The organism is uncultured Brachyspira sp. (genome assembly GCF_949287625.1).
Classification (GTDB): Bacteria; Spirochaetota; Brachyspiria; order Brachyspirales; family Brachyspiraceae; genus Brachyspira.
The window spans coordinates 15,956-35,739 of record NZ_CASEGO010000013.1; the positions used below are offsets into that span (position 1 = coordinate 15,956).

The following is a 19,784-nucleotide window of genomic DNA, read 5'->3' on the forward strand; positions in this document are numbered from 1 at the left end:
ACCAAACTCTACTAATTAAGAGCTGCGATGTTGGCTTTGCCGCGTGAAATACGCCAATTACTCCCTCATGAGTATTTAATTATGTATGTCGGTTATAATAACATAAAAAAAAATAATGTCAATATTTGTAAATAAAAAACATAATTTTTTCCGTATATTTACACTAAGCAATAAAATTATATAAAAAAGTAATATATAGTTACAAAAAAATATACGTTATGTATTGATTTTTTATATACTTGCGATATCTTTATAATGTATCATATGAAAACAAAATCTAAAAACAATCTGCAAATTAAACAAATAGGAAAATATTATGATTAAGAAATTTTCATCAATATTATTAAGTTTATTAGCTGTATTATTTTTTATAAGCTGTTCTGCATCTATTGTAGATTCTACACAGCCTTTAAAATATGAAGAGGTTGTAGGTAACGGTGATGTTATAGAGACAACAAAAGAACCGCAGGCTACCACAGACAATTCTATAATAAACGAATTTTTACAAAAACATAATGGTGCCTATTATGCCCAATATGAAGACGGAAGCCTTGATGTACGATATATATTAGATGGTAATACAATATATAATGGTTATGGTTCAGTAGTAGATGCAACAACTAGAATATTGCTTGAAAATAAACTTCAAGTATATACAGCAGGAAAAGACAGCAGTACAGTTTCTGGATATGATATGAATGATGAAATGTATACTTTAAACTTTGGAGAAGATGGAAATATTTATCTTTTTGCAAATGCTGTATTTAAGCAGGAAAACTATTCATCACAAAAAGGATATTCCACCCCTATCGGAGAGCCTATAGAAGGATTAAAATCATATTCTTACAATTATTACTATTATGACTACGATGATAGTAAAAAATACTACATACTTATAGATACTTTAGGACAAATCTATATGGACGATAACTTTGCTATAAATTATTCAAAAGCTTCATTAACTAACGGAAATGTATTAACAATAACATATACTCAGTCCGGAGGTAAAACCAGTAAACAAGATTTATACTTCTATAATAATAAATTGATATATGGAAATACTTGGATAAATAATCAGCTTCAGTATGAAAAATTAATAAGACATGATTCATTCAGCACATATACTGGAACATATGTATCCGATGATAATACTATAACATTAACTGTTACAGCAGGACAAATAACATTAAGTACTTTAAGCAAATATGATACGCCTGTAATTACTGGAAATGTTTTAACAATATATAAATACTCTTCAAGATACCCTACCCAAGAACATAAAATTGTATTTAGCGATGATAAAACTCAGGCCGTATATACCAAACCAGACGGAAGCGGAACTGTTACATTAAAAAAACAAGGTGCTTAACCAATAATAAATAAATTATTTAAAAAACCTATTCATAAATTAATATGTATAGGTTTTTTAATAAAATTTATAATTGAAAAAAAATTTATTATATGATATCCTAACTAATAATATTCTTTTTGGAGTAATAAATGAGAAGAGGTAAAAAAAATCCGTTTCAAAAAGAAGTAGAGAGAAAATTTGGAAGCAGCGGATTTGAACTTAATTCTTTCATGTCTGGAACTAAAAAAATGAAAGTTACTAAAGAAGAAATAGAAGATAGATACGATATAACTCTTGATCAGTTTGCTTATTTTGCTCAGGTTGCGGGATACAAAGTGCTTGCTGACAGTAAATCGCTTATAATATTTAAATAGTAATAGTATTATGAAAAAAGATTTTAATGTACTTCTTCTTAATGATTTATGTTCGTATGGAAAGGCTTCTTTAACTGTTAATATACCAGTATTATCATATTTTGGAATAAAAGTTTCACCGCTTATAAGTGTTTTACTTTCAAATCATACCGCTTTTGAATCATTTTGTGCTTTTGATTTAACCGAGCAGTTGGAAAAAATAACAGAACAATTAAAATTAAGAAATCCAAAATTTGATGCCTTTTATGTTGGATGGATATCTTCTGGAAAACAGCCTGATATTGTAATAGATATTATAAAACATTTTAATATAGACACTATTCTAATAGATCCTATACTTGGAGATAATGGTAAATTATACCCTTCTATGTCAGAAGAGCATGTTATATCTATGAAAAACATAATAAAGCATGCAGATATAATAACACCCAATATAACAGAGTTAGCTGTATTACTGGATAAAGACCCTTCCAATAAATATTCAGAAAATGAAGTAAAACAAATGGCTCAGGATATTTCAAAAATGGGACCTAAAACTGTAATAGTTACAAGTGTATCAAAAGATGAATACATAGGCTGCTTATGCTATGAGAATAATAATTTTATTACAAGCTATTACCCTAAAATAAATATAATGATACCTGGCACTGGAGATGCTTTCGGTTCTTCTTTATTAGGATATATACTTAAAGGTCATTCAATAAAAGAATCATTAGAAAAAGCCACCAAATTTATATACAAGGCAGTAGAACTATCAGTAAAAGATAATGATGACAGACTCTACGGCATATCTATAGAAAAAAGACTTCATTTGCTTGACGATTAAAAATAATATTAATATTTGTTAATTTTTATTAACGGCATAAAATAAAATACTTTCATTAAATATAATGCAGAACTTAATGATGATTAATTATAAGTTTATTATATTATTTGATTTCATATATTCAATAGTCTTAGTTATTCTACCCATACAATCTTTTATTTTACTTATAGAACAAGCACAATTAATTCTTATAAAAGTCTTTCCTTCCTCACCATATATAGATCCATTCATTATAGCAACCTTACCTATTTCTATTAAATATTTTTGAAAAACCTCTTCAGATATATTCAATTTAGAATAATCAATCCAAGCAAAATACGAACCTTCCGGAATATATGAGTTTAGCATTGGTATGTTCTTATTCAAATAAGAAACTATATAATTTATATTACTATTTACATATGCTAATAACTCATCAACCCAATAATCGCATTTATTATAAGCTGTCATAGTTGCTATTATTGCTAATATCGGAGGCGAAGATAAAGCATCTCTATCCTTTAATATATTTAAATAGTCATTTCTATCTTTATTATTTCTTATAAATAGATAAGAGCCTCCTAAAGCAGGTATATTAAAAGTTTTTGAAGCAGAAGTGCATAACATCATATTATCATAATCATCAACAGAAAGTATTGGTATATGTTTTTTATTGTATACTATATCCATATGTATTTCATCTGATATTATATATACATTATATTTTTTACAAATATCCACTAGCTTTTTAAGTTCATCAATATCCCAAACTCTTCCTACAGGATTATGAGGGGAACAAAAAAGAAATATTTTAGATATTCTGCACTTCTCCTCAAAATCTTCAAAATTTATTTCATATTTTGACTCAGTTTTTATTAAAGAAGAAGATAATATATTTCTATTATTTGCCTTTATAGTTTTTAAAAATCCATCATAAGCAGGAGTTAATATTAATATATTATCATTAATACTAGATTTCATTCTTATGAAATTTGATACAGAATATATAACACTAGGACTATATGCGATATCATCTTTATTTATATTAAAATTAAATCTCTTTTTATACCATAATTCTATAGAATTTTTAAAATCATCATGATTCCATCTGCTATATCCAAATATTTTATGATTTACTCTTTTAATTAAAGCATCTATAATCTCTTGAGGCGATTGTAAATCCATATCTGATATAGTAAAAGGCAAAAGATCATTAACTCCAAACCTATCCTTAATATAATCCCATTGAGTACAGTATGTACCTTTTCTATTTATAATTGTATCAAAATCCATATATTAATCCTAAATAAATATTTCAATATTATACAATAGAATTAACTTTTTATAAGTTTATCTAATTTGTTTTTTACAACATGTACTTGAGGTCCTATAATTATTTGAAGATTAGTATCATCTAGTTTAACAACCGCTATAGCACCTGTAGCTTTTATTTCTTCCTCATTTATTAAAGCCATATCTTTGACAACCAATCTAAGTCTGGTTATACAGTTATCTAATGATACTATATTTTCTTTTCCGCCAATAGCTTTAAGCATTCTTTCTTCATCATATCCTCCAAGTTTTACACTATCACCATCATTAATAACTTCTCTTCCAGGTGTTTTCAAATCGAATTTTAATATAGCAAATTTAAATACAAAGTAATATACAGCAAACCAAACAACACCAACAACAGGAACCAAATACCAATTAGTTCTAGTACCTTGTAAAATACCAAATACTATAAAATCAATTAAATTACCATCTGTGTTTCCTATAGCAACTTTTAATATACCCATAGTCATAAAACCAAGTCCGACCATAATACAATGGAATATATAAAGTATAGGTGATATAAACAAAAATATAAACTCTAAAGGTTCAGTAATACCTCCTATAACACAAGCTATTACTCCTGAAGTTAATAATCCTTTTATTTTATTTCTATTTTCTGGTCTTGCAGTATGATATATAGCAAGTGCTACAGCAGGAAGCCCGAATAAATATGAAGGCATTTTTCCCTGAGATAAAAATCTAGTAACATTAGGATCCAAAATACCATTTGCAAACTCTTTATAAAATATGGTTAAAGCACCTGATACAGTCTCACCATTAACTATAGCATCTCCGCCAGCAGAAGTAAATCTTATCATAGCCACAAGTATGTGATGAAGTCCGAAAGGTCTTAATAATCCCTCTCCTGTTCCAAATAAAAATGGTCCGAAAATACCTGCTTTTCCTATCAAATTACCTATTCCTATAATTAACTTATTGAAAGTAGGCCATATAAAAGGTATTAATAAACTTATTAAGCCAACTATAACTAAAGTAGCAATAGGCACAAATCTAGCTCCGCCAAAAAAAGCTAAAGCATCAGGAAGTTTAATTTCATGAAATTGATTATGTATTTTAGCAACTATAATACCTATTAAAATACCGCCTAAAACACCAATATCAATACTTTGTATACCCATAACCATAGCCTGACCAGCATTTTTCATATCCTCTGCTGAAGCTAAAGTACCTGTTGCCTTTAATAAAAAATTAACAGATAAACATGATACAACAAAACCTACATAACCTGAAAAAGCAGCAACACCTTTATCGGCTCTTGCAAGACCTAATGGTATAGCGATAGCAAACATAGCTGGTAAATTAGAAAAAGCAAAAGAACCTATTGTTGCCATAAACTCAAAAAATACTTTTATGATAGGTATTTTCAAAAATGGTAAAATTTCTGCCGTTACAGAACTAGAAAAAGAACTTCCCACTCCAAGCATAATACCGCAAGCAGCAAGTAAAGAAACCGGAAGCATAAATGTTTTTCCTAAACCTTGAAAAAACTCCCAAAAATTTATTTTTTTATTCATATCACATACCTCGATACATTAGTTTATTATAGATTGAATTCTATTTATCATATAAGAAATGAAAAATCAATATAAATAATATTTCACTTTTTTTTGAATTTTTTTGTATAGCTGTAATATTTTTCTATTGATAAAATAATTTTCTCGGGTGTTTTCTGATTTATGATCTCTTTCATAAAATTGTTATCTTCAGAAAGTTTCATTATTTGTGATACTATCTGTAAATGTTCAGTTTTATTATTAACTATTATAAAAAATAAAATATTAGCATCCTTATCATTAACAATAATTGATTGTTTTGATACTATTAAATGTATACAAGGTCTATTGTCTATATTATTAATATTAATATACATATTACTGAAAAGAAATATTTTTTCTTTTATAAAAAAGTACTGCCCAAATTCTTTTACAGCATTATTCAAAATAGCAATATTTTTATTATTGATATATTTATCATTAAAAAAAATATTTAAAATATTCTCTCTATATATATTATCTTTAATAATATATATATTTTGCTTTTTTAAAAAATTTAAAATATTGTAGTCAAAACTATCTCTTATATCATCATAAATGAATTTTGAAAATTTCCTTTTAATTTTTTCTATTAAAAGTTTTTTATCATCATAATTTTTATATATAGTTTTCATAAGCTCTTTTAATGAAATTTTATCGTACTTACATGTATAATTTTCTATAATCTTCGCTATATAATAAATTTCTTCTTCTCTTAAAGGTTCATAGAGATATGACATATTCTTTTCTACACTATTTTTAACCATATTAAATACATTTGCATCTATATTACAAAAATCCAAATTTTTATCTATACAAAAATTATTTTTAATTCTATATATAGCTGGTAAAAGATATTTAGTAATCTCTTCTACTAAATCATTTTCTATTGCTATATTCATATCCTCCAAAATTTTTAATATAAACTTTTCTGAAATTATCTTATTCTCATAAAAATGTTCATTATAATATTCACTTAAAAAATATTCTGTTAAATGAAGTATTTCATATTTGTAATTTTTATTATTATGCTGAAACAAAAAATTATTAAGAACTATTTTTATTTTTTTATATTCTGGAAGTTTAATTAGAAAATCGGCATTATTTTTTTTCTTTATTATATGATTATTCTTTATTCTCTCTAAAGTTGCTATTAAATATATAGACATTATATTTTTAAATTTATCAGAAAATTTTGATTTTAACTTTTTTTCTACTTCAAATATGATTGTGCATATCATATTTATATCAGCTTGACCAATATATTCTTTTAATATTGATAATTCTATTTTTTCATTCGGATATACGGCATTTATATAATTTATTTTATTTGATTCTACATTGATATATTGAAGCATATTTAAAAATTTTAAATGCCTTAACTTCTTTTCATTACCGCCTAATCTTATTTTATTAGTTTCTAAATAAAAATAAAGATCAAAGCTCTTAATATATTCTTTTAAATCATTAATATCATTCTTTATAGTAGTTCTGCTTACACCAATACTTCTTTCCAACTTTGATATAATAATATTCTTTTTAAAAAGAAAATTAAATAAAATATATTTTTTTCTCTCATCTTGCGATAACAAATACTCATTTATTGGTATTTTTTCAATAAAAGAAATTAAGGCATCATCATCTAAATTAAAATAAAGTTTACCATTTTTTAGATATATTTCAGGCATACAGTATTTTTTTAAATGATTATTTATATTATCAATATAATACCTTATCGCCCTAGCAGTAATTTTATATTTTACTACTAATGTATTTATAGATATTGGATTATTATTAATTTCTTTAAGTATATCTAAATAAACTTTAGTAAAACTCATATTTTATTATTTTTATAAAAATTAATTTAATGCTTTTAATTCTTCAACCTCTTTAGCAAAAAGTTTTAAAGCACTTTCCACTACTTCTGGTTTGGTCATATCAACACCAGCAACTTTTAAATTCTCTATAGGTGTTCTGCTTCCTCCGCTTTTTAAGAATTTCAAATAATTATCTCTGTTGGTATAGTCATTTTTAGCATTACCTTCAAGCACTCCATTTGATAGAGCAACAGCAGCTGACATACCAGTAGCATATTTATAAACATAGAATGAACGGTAAAAATGAGGTATTCTCAAAGCCTCTAAATCGCTTGTCTCTTCAAGCACCGCATTATCCCCAAAATATTTTTTAAGCAAATCTTTATAAACTGTTCTTATAAGCTCTAATGTTGTAGGATTACCCTCTTCAGCCTCTTTATGAATAATATGCTCAAATTCGGCAAACATAGTCTGTCTGAATACTGTAGCAACAAACCCGTTTATATCTTTATTAAGCAAAAATGCCTTAACTTCTTTTTTACTTTCATTTTGCATAAAATAATTAAATAAAAGTTTTTCATTAAAAGTAGATGCAACTTCAGCTTCAAATATACTGTAATCATGATGCTGAAAAGGATTATTTTTTCTGCTGTAATAGCTATGCATACTATGTCCAGCCTCATGTGCCAATGTAAATACCGACTCAATACTTTCATCTCTAAAGTTCATCAATATATAAGGTTCTGATACATAACAGCCTGCCGAGAATGCTCCGCTTGATTTACCTTTATTCTCATATTTGTCAACCCATCTTGAATTAAGACCTTTTATAAGAGTAGATACATATTCATCACCCAATGGAGATAAAGCATTTTTCAAAACTTCTACTGCCTCATTAAATGTATGATTTATTTTAATATCTTTTACTACTGGAGCATACTTGTCGTATTGTCTGAAATCAGTAATTCCTAATTTATCTGCACAGTATTTATAATAACTATGCACTGCAGGCAAAGCATTATGTACACTTTCAATCAAACTGTCATAAACGCTCACTGGTATATCATCGCCGAATAATTCCATTTCACGTACACTGTTGTAGTTTCTTATTCTAGCATCAAATATATCCTGTTTAATTTGACTTGCATAAAGTTCTGCCAATGTGTTTTTATGATCATCATATTCTTTATAAAATTGTTCATAACTCTTTTTTCTTAATTCTCTGTCATCACTTTCCTGAAAACTAGAGAATGTTGCATGTGTTAATGGAGTTTTCTCTCCGTTATGTTCAATTTCCCCAAAATTCAAATCAGCATCATTTAAAGTATCAAATACATTAGAAGCAGTTGAAGATAATTCGCTTTGAAGTGCCAATATTCTCTCTTCTTTTTCTGATAATGTATGAGGTTTGTATTTTAGTATTTTATTTAAATAAATTAAATAATCTTTTAATACTTCATCTTTTAAAAAACTATTCATCTTTTCATCATCTATACTCATTAATTCTGGTTCAAAATAGCTCATATTAGCAGAAATTTCCGAAGAGAGTTTTGCAAATCTAGCCACTTTCACATTAGAATCATTGTTAGTTAAATCTTCTGTTTGTCTCAAAAAAGCATAAGAACCTAATTTTTCTAAAGTTATAGAGGCCTTCATTATAGTATCTAATATATTTTTTAATTCATTTGCTGAATCTGATAATTTTCCTCTGAACTTCGAAACGTCTTTAGAAAACTCTTCCATTAGCTTAAAATCTTTTTCAAATTCTTCATCAGTTTTATATAATAAGCTCAAATCCCAAGTATCATCTATTTTTACATTCTTTCTTTCTATTAGAGTGCTTAATTTATTTTCATTACTCATATAATATTTGCTCCTTAAAATAATATTTTCTATTAAAACGTATATAAAACATATATAATCAATGTTTGTAAATTATACCATAATATTATATTTTACAAAATAAAAAATAATTATATAATATAATGGTATAAAATAATTATTTTGGAAATATTATTTTGAAACAGTATATTCTTTTTAATGAAAAACAACAGCAAATTAAAGAATTAAATAAAATTATAAAAAATAACAAACTATCTAAATTAAATAATGAATTAGAAAAAATATTATATAGTGAGTTAAAAGCAGGAAATAAAATAAGAGAAATATCAGTTGGAGGCTTTGGTGATGAAGATCACTTATTTATTTTTTTAAGCAGACCTTTTACTTCAAAAATAGAAGTATATACTGTAAAATATACAGAAATTAATGATCCGCATTATTGGAAGTCAGAATATACAGATTTACTAAATAAGCAGACCATAGCTTGTTATTTTTGAAAAATTATAATTAAGGAGATAAAAATGGAAAACTTGAATTTAAACGATATAGAACAAATAATGACTTTTTATTTAATATTTAACTTTGTAATATTTGCATGTATTATATATATAATCATCTCTATAATATTTAGAATATTGTCAAAAAACAAAAAAACTGATAATACAAATCAAACAAATAATAAAAAAAATAAATCAAAAAATAAAAGAAAAAAGAAAGATATAATTGATTTGTTCTGGACTGAAGATAAAGACAGCAAAAACAGAACTATATTTAGAAGAGGGTTTCTTATAGTTCTTATTTTATTTACGCTATATTATATATTTAACTCTATCAATTTTATAATTGCTAATATTGATGTAGTAAAAAAAGTTTTAAAAATTGAATAATCATATATACCATGCTATAATCATCTAATAAATAATAATTTGGAGGCAAAGGCATGAGAAGGGGTTATATAATAATGAGTATTTTTTTATCAACATTACTTGTATCATGTAATGCTAATAAAAATAGAGTTTATCCAGAAGGAGAAATAGACTTTACTATAGTACAAACAACTGATGTTCATGGAATGATTTTTCCATATAATTTTATTACAGACAGTGAAGAAAATACATCTATGGCTCATGTGTCTTCATATTTGAAACAGCTTAGAAATGATGGTAAAACTGTTTTACTGCTTGATAATGGAGATGCATTGCAGGGGCAGCCTACAGTATACTATTATAACTTTGTTGCTACTAATGAGCCTCATATATGGGCAGAAGTATTAAACTATATGAATTATGATGCTGTAGGATTGGGTAACCATGATATAGAGGCTGGACACAGTGTTTATGACAGATTATCAAAAGAATTAAAAATTCCTTTAATATCTGCTAATTTGGTAGATGAAAATACAAAAGAGCCTTATTTCAAACCATATACTATAATAGAAAAAAACAATATAAAAATAGCAGTACTCGCTCTTACTGAACCTGCCATAGAAGAACAGTTTCCTAAAATATTATACAAAGGTTTAGAAGCAGAAGATATGGTTGAAACCGCAAAAAAATGGATTAAAGTTATAAAGGATAAAGAAAAACCTGATATTATTGTAGGGCTTTTTCATTCTGGTGCTAATTACACAGAAGATAAAGAAACATATAAAAATGAAAATGCCAGTCAGTTAGTAGCTGAACAAGTAGATGGTTTTGATATTATACTTATAGGGCATGATCATCAAGGCTGGAGTGGATTAGGATATGATGAGGAAACAAAACAAAAGACTAAAGAAGTAAAAACTCCAAGCGGAAAAATAGTTCCTATATACGGCGGTATTAATGCAGCAAGAGCAATAGTTTCTGTTGATGTAAGTATGCAGTATGATAAAGATAAAAAAGAATGGAATATAAAACTAGACGGAAAATTATTAGATCCTTCTTCATTTGAGCCTGATAAAGAGTTTTTGGACAAATTTAATAATTCTAAAGAAAATATAATTAAATGGGTGTCAAGAGATATAGGAGCTCTAAATACAAAACTTACTTCCGATGAAGCAATATTTGGTGATAGTTATTTTTTAAGTTTCATACATAAACTTCAATTTGAAATAGCTAAAAAAGAATTAGGAGAAGAGGCAGATCTTTCATTTGCAGCTCCTCTAAGTAAAGATGCTGTTTTAAATAGCGGAACTGTCAAAGTAAGAGATATGTTCAATTTATATCCTTATGAAAATTTCTTCTATGTGATGAAATTAACAGGAAGGCAGATAAAAGATATTATGGAATATTCTTACGGCAGATGGTTTAATACTATGACAAATATTAATGATCATATAATATCTTTCAAAAAAGATGCGGACGGAGAATTAATTTTTAATAAAAGATACAACTCTTATGACACTCTCACACCTACATATAACTATGACAGTGTAGGAGGTTTGAATTATACTGTTGATGTAACTAAACCTAACGGAGAAAAAGTTACTATAGAATCATTAAGTGACGGAAGAGAGTTTGAATTAGATAAAGAATATAAAGTTGCCGTTAATTCCTACAGAGGAAGCGGCGGCGGCGGACATCTTACACAAGGTGCGGCAATAGATTTAAAAACTTTACAGAATATGGATTTAGTTTTGAAATCTACTGATAAAGATTTAAGATATTATATAATAAATTGGTTTGAAAATCAGAACGGAGCTATTACAGTAGAAAAACTTAATAATTGGAAAGTAATACCTAATGATTATCTTCAAGCTGGAATAAAAAAAGACTATAAACTTTTATATCCGAATAACTAAAATTAGATAATAAAAAAGCAGAGGCTCTTAAAAAAACAGCTTCTGCTTTTTTTATTAAAAAAATTAAAAACTATATCAATTATAATTTATTTCTTTTTTAATTCTTCTAAATACCCAGAACTTTCAAGTTTTTCTTTAAACTCATCTTGAGAAAGAATATTTTTTATAGCTATAACTTTAATACCTTTTTCTTCTGCATGTTTAAAATCATCAGCAAAAGCAACAGGACAAAATATCAAATCATAATCATCCATTTTGCAGCTATGCAAATCACAATGATCAATATGCAAATCATTTATTCCCAATGTTATTAAAGCCATTTGAGCTTTCTCTTTCATCATTAAACTAGTACCTGCTCCGTTTGCACAAGCAACTAATACTTTTAACATAATTAACTCCTTATATTAAATTTAAAATTTCTTTTTCATTTAAATCTTCAGTTATAAGTTTATTTAACTTTTCATTATCACATAAAAAATCAGCAAGTTCAAGCACAGCGTCCTGATGACCATTAGAATCCTCTGCTGCTAAAGTAAAAAATAAATATACTTTTTTTTCTGTTTTATAAAAATCTACTCCGCTTCTTACTTTGAGCAAACTCATAGATTTTTTTATAACACCATTTTCTGGCCTTGAGTGCGGCATAGCAGCTCCATCAGTAAGAACAATATAAGGACCATACTTATAAACATCATCAATAATTGCCTTAATATATTCTTCTTTTATGAAGCCTTTTTTAAGCAGGCAGTCAGCTCCTATACGTAATGCTTCCTGCCAATCAGAAACACTATCTATTATCAGTATATTATCTTTTAATAACTCTTTTAACATTTTATTTATATAAAGGAGCTTTAAAAAAGCCCCTTATAAAAAACTATATTTTATTTTTTCATCAAACCATCTATATGTTCAACAATATCAAAACCAGCATTCAAAGCCTTAGCTATAGAACCGCCAGATTTATAAAGTATATCTCCAGCTATAAACAAGTTTTTAACAGAACTTTCATGCTTATCATTAACTATAGGAACGCCGCCTTCATCTAATTCTATATCGCATCTTTTTAAGAAGTCTACAGGAGCAACTCCTCCCAAAGCATATATTACTCTGTCATAAACTTCATCAACACCATCAGTATAATGAACTAACACTTTACCTTCTTTATCTTCTATAGATTTTATATCAACGCCTAATCTTGCCTTCACTTTTCCGCTTGCAATATCTTCTTTAATAGTTTCTAAATTCTTTTCATTAGGTCTTGTAAACTCTGCTTTTCTATAGTTTATAGTAACATCATTATCTTTTCCCAAAAGGTAAGCATATTCAACAGCAGAGTTTCCTCCTCCTACTACTAATATTTTTTCATTTTCCTTACATTTATAAATATTGAAGTTTACAACAGCATTAAGACTTGCAGGTATAGCATAATCAGGTCTGTTTGGTCTTCCCATTTTACCTATAGAAGCTACAACATATCTTGCTAAATACTGTTTATTGTCAACTGTAGTTACTTCCAAATATTCGCCATTTTTTTTGATAGATTCAACTTCAGTATTAAACATAGCCTCTATATAGTTACCAAATAAACATTCACTAAATAAATCTAATACATCGCCTTTAGTTGCTGTTTCAAATTTTATATTACCTTTCAAATCTAAAGCTTCGCCTTTATAATCTTTATCTACTCTTTTATCATCTTTATAAAATTTTCTGATAGTAGTAGAGTGGTTATCGCCTTTTTCTATTAAAAGCACCTTATCCATTTTTAATATAGAAGCCTCAACAGAAGCAGCAATACCTCCCGGACCTCCGCCTACTATAATTAAATTATATTTATTATCCATAAATTTTACTCCTTATTTTCAAAAAATTATACAATTATCCTATATTAAAAATAAAAATATTTAAGAAAAATACAAATATAAAAATTAAAAAATATCGATTAAACGTCCAAATTTTTAACGTATCTTGCATTAGCCTCAATAAAATCACGTCTAGGCTTAACTTCATCGCCCATAAGCATAGAGAATAACTGATCAGCTTTTTCAGCATCTTCTGTTAATACCTGATACATAAGTCTAGTTTCTGGGTTCATAGTAGTTTCCCATAATTGGTCAGCATTCATTTCACCCAAACCTTTATATCTCTGTATATCAGATTTTTTATCCTTATTCTCTTCAAGTATTTTGTCTCTTTGCTCATCAGAATAGGCATAAGTAAAGTTTTTCTTGTCAAAACTTATTTTATATAGAGGCGGAACAGCTATAAATATATGTCCCAAGTCTATTAAAGGACGCATATATCTAAAGAAGAATGTTAAAAGCAAAGTTCTTATATGAGAGCCGTCAATATCAGCATCAGCCATTATAATAACTCTGCCGTATCTTATTTTAGATATATCAAATGAAGCCCCTACTCCGCAGCCTAAAGCAGCAATTATAGGTTTCAAACTTTCATTATCTATAATTTTATCAAGTCTGGCTTTTTCAACATTCAATACTTTACCTCTAAGAGGAAGTATAGCTTGGAAATGCCTATCTCTTCCGCCTTTAGCAGTACCGCCTGCAGAGTCTCCCTCTACAAGATATACTTCACATTTATCAACTTCCTGTTCTGAGCAGTCAGCCAATTTTCCCGGAAGAGAATCGCTTTCTAAGGCATTTTTTCTTCTTGCTAAATCTCTTGCCTTTCTTGCAGCTTCTCTTGCATTTGCTGCTGATATTATTTTTTCTAATATAGCCTTTATAACTTTTGGGTTTTGTGAGAAATAGTCATTTAAACCTTCTACCACAAGTTTTTCAGTTACAGCACGCACCTCTGTATTACCTAACTTAGTTTTTGTCTGTCCTTCAAACTGAGGATTAGGTATTTTTACAGACACTACAGCAACGAGTCCCTCTCTTGTATCTTCACCCATAAATGTTATTTTATTTTTTTTATCTAATTCAAGTTTTTTAGCAAAATCAGTATAAACTCTTGTTAAAGCAGTTCTAAATCCCACTAAATGAGTACCGCCCTCTGTTGTATTAATATTATTACAGTATGTAAATATATTTTCATTATAAGCATCAACATACTGCATAGCTACTTCTACATCAGTTTTATCCTCTGTTTTATGAAGATAAATAGGCTTATCATGCAATGCTTTTTTATTCTCATTGAGGTGGGTTATAAACATCTCTATACCGCCCTCATAATAGAATTCATTACTTATAGTTTCAGCTTCTCTTTTATCTACAAGGGTTATTCTTATACCTCTGTTTAGGAAAGCTAATTCTCTTAGTCTATTTGCAAGAATTTTATAGTCATATATTGTAGTTTCAAATATATCAGCATCAGCCTTAAATGTTACAGTAGTTCCATTTTTTGTGCTTGTTCCCGCTTCTTTTACTGGCTCTTCTGGGACACCTCTATGATATACCTGTCTGTACAATTTGCCGTCTTTTCTAACCTCGGCAATAAGCTCTGTACTTAAAGCATTAACTACAGATACACCTACACCATGCAAACCGCCTGATACTTTATATGTCTCATTATCGAATTTACCGCCAGCATGCAGTTTAGTCATAACGACTTCCAAAGCAGAAATCTTTAACTTCGGATGCATATCAACAGGTATACCTCTTCCGTCATCTTCTACTTTTATTATATTATCTTTTTCTATAGTAACAGTTATATTCTTACAATATCCTGCCATAGCTTCATCTATACTATTGTCTACAACCTCATATACTAAGTGATGCAAACCTTGAGCACCTGTAGAACCTATATACATACCAGGACGCTTTCTAACAGGGTCTAACCCCTCCAAAACTTGAATGTTTTTCGAGCTATATGTTTTTTCTGCAGCAGCCATATTTGTAATTTTCCTCTTTTATCTTAAATATTTATTAATAATATTTTTAAATTTTAATGTGTACATTATACAATGAATAACTAAATATTACAAATTTAAATTACAGTATTTAGCCATAAAAATGTTAGAATTATCTAATTTTTTAATATTCTTTATACATTATTTTTCAACAACTATATAGAAAAATCAGTACTTGAATCCGAAGAATACAATAAATTATAATCTTCACCGTTATCTATATAGGCTATAGAAGCTATTTTTACATGAGATAAATCAATATCATCTTTTATATTTTCTATTACCTCATTTAATATAAGTCTGAATGCTATATCTGTATTAATAACAATACAAAAGAAATTAATAACATATTTTCCTTTTATATTTTCAGTTTCTCCTGCATTACAAGAATTAAGACTTCCAACAGCATTCCAAGTTAAAACAGAGTGTAAAGTATTACCTATATTATTCACAGCATCATTATATTTACTAGGCAATTCACCCTCAAACGGCTCTACTTCAAACTGCAAAATTAAATAAAAATATTCTTCTTTGGATATTTCTGTATAATCGCTATATTCTTCATAAAAACTGTCTAAAAATTTTTTATAATCTCTTGGATTATCATATTTGTATTCTTCAGTTTTTCCTGTATTACCTACTATGCCGGTATGTTTTACTATAAACTCATCATTAATCCAGCACTCTGCATAATATAAACAATTATCTTCTTTTTTGTATAAAGTAACAATATTCGGAAGTTCTTCCAAATAAGGATCTAAAGGCATACCATATGAATCAAAAATTTCATCTGCAACTTTTTTATATTCAGAATCTTCATTAAACATTTTTCTAATAGAAAAAGTATTTTCTGTTTCATTATTCTTAAATGCAGCTTCAATAGTATAATCAATATCAAATTTTACGGATATTAATTCAGCATTCTCATTATTTTTAGATATTTCTTTTACTTCTTTAAGCTCATCTAAAGATTTTTTTATCATCTCTTTATCCAATTTTGATACAGCCGCTTCATTCATGGTAAATACACCGTCTATCAATTTATCGCCAATATAAAACTTAAAATTACAATACGGACTATCAGCTTCCCATTCTGTAGGATTAATAATATTTTTTATTTCTTTTAATTTTTCTTCATCGCATAATATATAAGCTATAGCATTCAGTTTATCCTCTCCGTAATCAAGCCCTTCTAGTAAATTCTTGTCACTCTCCTCGTTTATATAGTGATACTCCAAAGCCTCTAATGAATAATAATTTTCTATCTCATCAGCCTGTCTTAAAAACTCATAATCATTAGGCACTATTTCAAGACCTTTATTATTTGCTTCAACCGCCCCCTCCTTATTTCCAAAATGAAGTCTGAGTTTAGCAAGCTCAAGCCAGCCCCAAGGGTAATCTGGTTCTTCTATAACACCGCGTTCAGAGTATTTTAAAGCATCTTCCAATTTACCGCAGTATATAAGAGCAACTGTATATCTGTAGTACCAAGTTCCGCATCCTCCGGCATTTTTTTCAGAATATTTCATAAACTCTTTAGACATATAATAATGTTCATAATCGCCTATATTATTGCAGGCATAAGAATACCATAATGCTATATCCAAATCTTCCCTAGCCTCTTCTAATGTAAATCTATTCTCTCTTATACCATTTTCAATAAACTCTTCTAAATAGTTTAACATTTTATAAAAATATCCGCCGTTACCGGTATGAAATGACTCTAATGTTTCTATATCTTCTTTTGATAATAATGACATGATAAACTCCTATTTTTATTATACCAGTATTAAAAAACTACATAAATATTACTTATTTTCTATATAAATACTAAAATGTAACTATTTTGTAAAAAACGGTATATCAAATATAATTCTAAAAACTAATTAATATAAACTATAAACATAATTTATAAAAATTTAAACAAAATAAAAAATCAGACTGCTTTTTAATAGCAGTCTGATTATATATTTTTTAATTAATGATTATTATTTAATTATTATATCTCTAAAATAGTCTTTTTTGAATATAATTAAATCATTATAACTTTTTGAACTTAACACACCAGCTGCTGCAGCTGACGGAGTAAGAGAAATATTTACTATACTATTTTGAGAAACTACTCCTGCTTCTGCATTCTTTGAGTTATTTAATAGTGCAACTGTTCCGTTTCCTAAATCTTTTTCTGTAACTTTTGAATCACTTATTTTATCGGCATCGGAAGCAGAACATACTACTAATGCTCCTGGAATAAGTTTAGTTTGTCCGCTTTCAATAAACAAATTATATATACTTACTCCTGAATCAGCTAAAGCAGAGACCCTCACTCCCAATCCTAAATCATTATTATTATTTAAATCAGATATCCAATTAACCATAATACTATTCATATCAGCACCTAAAGAATTATTTAATGCTTTTATACTGTCTACAAGTCTTTGTTCGCTGTCTAAAGAAGAAGAAGATGCTATTTTTTTATAAATTTCCTGATTGCCTCCAGTCTTAATATCAAGCCATTTCATAAACATTGATGCATTACCATAACTAACAACAGACAAATCTCTTCCAAATATATTATTATTATCATAATCATCATATTTGAAATACCAAGAATAAAAAGAATAATAAGGTATTTCATTAAATGCTGTAATTCTCTCTTCAACAATTGATGGGGAAAATAAATGTGATGTAGATTCTGAAAGTGCTTCATTAAGCCAAATATCCATTTCATTATTGCCATTAAATACGTTTACATTATAGTTAATTAAATGCTGCAATTCATGCATCATAATACCCAATACCTTATCTGTATTCCAAGCAGCATCTACATGAAGATATTCTCCTCTAACACCATCTTTTCCTTCTATAAGATCAGATGGAGAGAAATATCCTCCAACACTTGAATCTCCTTCTTGACTATTAGTATTAAGTGAAGCCATTAGAAATATTATTTTTCCATTTTGATCAATATCTGAAGGCGAACCATATATTTCAATTTCTTTAAGATAATCTTTTTCAAATTCTGTTAAAAAACTTAATATATCGCTTTTGCTCTTATCAATACCATTTTCTAAATAAAGAATCGCATCTTTTGATTCAGCTATTTTTTTGAATGTACTTTTAACAAAAACTGTACTTTCTGTAATATGATCCCATTTTATAAAACTATACTGCTTAGTTTCTGCATAAACAGGATTATAATATGTTATATCGCCTATATCCTCTGAAATTATTGGAGATGTACTTTTATTATTACAAGAAATAATAAACATGATAATAATAAATAGGAATAAATAGATCTTTTTCATAACTTTTCATCATAAATATTTTATTGCTAATAATATAATATTTATTATAAATTACAATATAGAATTTTAGTTAAAAATTAAAAACATTATTGAATGAAATTGATAATTTATATACAATAATCACATCAAGTAAGTGCATCCCTATAACAGAAAAACAAATTAGCAATTATCTAAGTATTTTGTGAAGCCGCAATTAATAAAATTATAAATATTATTCATATAATATATAAACAATCATTAAAATAGTTAAAAAAAGACTAATATATTAAAAAGTTTTTCGTTTTTTATCCTTCTTATTAAAATCATTATTATAAAAAAAATAATTATTGACTTTTTTTATATATAATATATACTATTTAATATTCATATACATATAGGAGGTTTTTTATGGAAGTGTCAGATAAAAGCTGGCTTGTAACATTACTGTTAGCAATATTTTTACCTTTTCATAGATTTTATGTTGGTAAAATAGGTACTGGTATATTATATTGGATAACAGCCGGAGGTTTTGGAATATGGTATATAGTAGATATCGTAATGATACTATTAGACAAGTTTACAGATAAAGAAGGTCGAAAATTAAAAAAATAATATTTATATTAATAAATAATAAAAAGTCAATAAAAATCAATTAACTTAATAATTTATTGCACGGGTTCCATACATATTGCATTTAAGTATTCCTTAATTTCTTAAAGTATAGCATAGGAGTATCATAATTTAAAGTAGAATGTATTCTTTTA

At 27.2% G+C, this 19,784-nt stretch carries 17 protein-coding genes; 7 read left to right on the forward strand and 10 right to left on the reverse strand.

The features are described from left to right. Window positions 1-316 precede the first annotated feature (316 nt). From Q1X91_RS04220 to Q1X91_RS04230, 3 genes are all read left to right on the forward strand, one after another. Window positions 317-1,369, forward strand: coding sequence for a hypothetical protein (locus Q1X91_RS04220; protein WP_300753677.1), 1,053 nt, complete (start codon window positions 317-319; stop codon window positions 1,367-1,369). 131 nt (window positions 1,370-1,500) lie between these two features. Continuing rightward, on the forward strand, window positions 1,501-1,725 hold the full coding sequence (locus Q1X91_RS04225) for a hypothetical protein (protein ID WP_096736459.1): 225 nt from the start codon (window positions 1,501-1,503) through the stop codon (window positions 1,723-1,725). A gap of 10 nt (window positions 1,726-1,735) precedes the next feature. Further along, the gene (locus Q1X91_RS04230; RefSeq protein WP_300753680.1) at window positions 1,736-2,551 is read left to right on the forward strand and encodes a pyridoxamine kinase; all 816 of its coding nucleotides are present in this window, start codon (window positions 1,736-1,738) and stop codon (window positions 2,549-2,551) included. 87 nt (window positions 2,552-2,638) lie between these two features. Here the strand turns inward: Q1X91_RS04230 and Q1X91_RS04235 are convergent, their stop codons facing one another. The 4 genes from Q1X91_RS04235 to pepF all read right to left on the reverse strand — a co-directional run bounded on the left by Q1X91_RS04235 (window position 2,639) and on the right by pepF (window position 9,098). After that, on the reverse strand, window positions 2,639-3,823 hold the full coding sequence (locus Q1X91_RS04235; protein WP_300753682.1) for a MalY/PatB family protein: 1,185 nt from the start codon (window positions 3,821-3,823) through the stop codon (window positions 2,639-2,641). Window positions 3,824-3,864: 41 nt separating this feature from the next. After that, a complete protein-coding gene (gene malX, locus Q1X91_RS04240; protein WP_300753684.1) occupies window positions 3,865-5,400 on the reverse strand; it encodes a maltose/glucose-specific PTS transporter subunit IIBC in 1,536 nt (511 codons plus the stop codon). 83 nt (window positions 5,401-5,483) lie between these two features. After that, the gene (locus tag Q1X91_RS04245) at window positions 5,484-7,256 is read right to left on the reverse strand and encodes a PTS sugar transporter subunit IIA (protein WP_300753686.1); all 1,773 of its coding nucleotides are present in this window, start codon (window positions 7,254-7,256) and stop codon (window positions 5,484-5,486) included. Window positions 7,257-7,277: 21 nt separating this feature from the next. Further along, window positions 7,278-9,098, reverse strand: a complete 1,821-nt coding sequence (gene pepF / locus Q1X91_RS04250; protein ID WP_300753688.1) for an oligoendopeptidase F — start codon at window positions 9,096-9,098, stop codon at window positions 7,278-7,280. Between the two features lie 155 nt (window positions 9,099-9,253). Between pepF and Q1X91_RS04255 the strand changes: the two genes are divergently transcribed. Genes Q1X91_RS04255 through Q1X91_RS04265 form a run of 3 tightly spaced genes read left to right on the forward strand, consistent with a single transcriptional unit; the run spans window position 9,254 to window position 11,859 of the window. Further along, on the forward strand, window positions 9,254-9,574 hold the full coding sequence (locus Q1X91_RS04255) for a hypothetical protein (protein WP_300753690.1): 321 nt from the start codon (window positions 9,254-9,256) through the stop codon (window positions 9,572-9,574). A 24-nt stretch (window positions 9,575-9,598) separates the two neighbouring features. Beyond that, entirely contained in the window at window positions 9,599-9,964 is a 366-nt protein-coding gene (locus Q1X91_RS04260; protein WP_300753692.1) for a hypothetical protein, read from the forward strand. Window positions 9,965-10,017: 53 nt separating this feature from the next. Beyond that, window positions 10,018-11,859 carry a bifunctional UDP-sugar hydrolase/5'-nucleotidase gene (locus Q1X91_RS04265; RefSeq protein WP_300753693.1) on the forward strand — a complete coding sequence of 614 codons (1,842 nt, stop codon included), beginning with the start codon at window positions 10,018-10,020 and terminating at the stop codon, window positions 11,857-11,859. Between the two features lie 86 nt (window positions 11,860-11,945). On the opposite strand, the gene Q1X91_RS04270 is transcribed toward Q1X91_RS04265, so the two are convergent. From Q1X91_RS04270 to Q1X91_RS04295, 6 genes are all read right to left on the reverse strand, one after another. After that, window positions 11,946-12,248, reverse strand: a complete 303-nt coding sequence (locus tag Q1X91_RS04270; protein ID WP_300753695.1) for a PTS sugar transporter subunit IIB — start codon at window positions 12,246-12,248, stop codon at window positions 11,946-11,948. Window positions 12,249-12,258: 10 nt separating this feature from the next. Then, window positions 12,259-12,690, reverse strand: coding sequence for a PTS sugar transporter subunit IIA (locus Q1X91_RS04275; RefSeq protein ID WP_300753697.1), 432 nt, complete (start codon window positions 12,688-12,690; stop codon window positions 12,259-12,261). Between the two features lie 50 nt (window positions 12,691-12,740). Next, complete coding sequence (locus Q1X91_RS04280) at window positions 12,741-13,703, reverse strand: NAD(P)-binding domain-containing protein (protein ID WP_300753698.1); 963 nt, start codon at window positions 13,701-13,703, stop codon at window positions 12,741-12,743. A 98-nt stretch (window positions 13,704-13,801) separates the two neighbouring features. After that, a complete protein-coding gene (gene gyrB / locus Q1X91_RS04285) occupies window positions 13,802-15,715 on the reverse strand; it encodes a DNA topoisomerase (ATP-hydrolyzing) subunit B (protein ID WP_300753699.1) in 1,914 nt (637 codons plus the stop codon). Window positions 15,716-15,888: 173 nt separating this feature from the next. Then, entirely contained in the window at window positions 15,889-17,493 is a 1,605-nt protein-coding gene (locus tag Q1X91_RS04290; RefSeq protein ID WP_300753700.1) for a tetratricopeptide repeat protein, read from the reverse strand. Window positions 17,494-17,721: 228 nt separating this feature from the next. After that, window positions 17,722-19,041 (reverse strand): hypothetical protein, encoded by a 1,320-nt coding sequence (locus Q1X91_RS04295; RefSeq protein WP_300753702.1) that lies wholly within the window; start codon window positions 19,039-19,041, stop codon window positions 17,722-17,724. A 387-nt stretch (window positions 19,042-19,428) separates the two neighbouring features. On the opposite strand from Q1X91_RS04295, the gene Q1X91_RS04300 reads away from it, so the two are divergent. Then, a complete protein-coding gene (locus Q1X91_RS04300) occupies window positions 19,429-19,632 on the forward strand; it encodes a TM2 domain-containing protein (protein WP_300753704.1) in 204 nt (67 codons plus the stop codon). The last annotated feature ends 152 nt before the right edge of the window (window positions 19,633-19,784 follow it).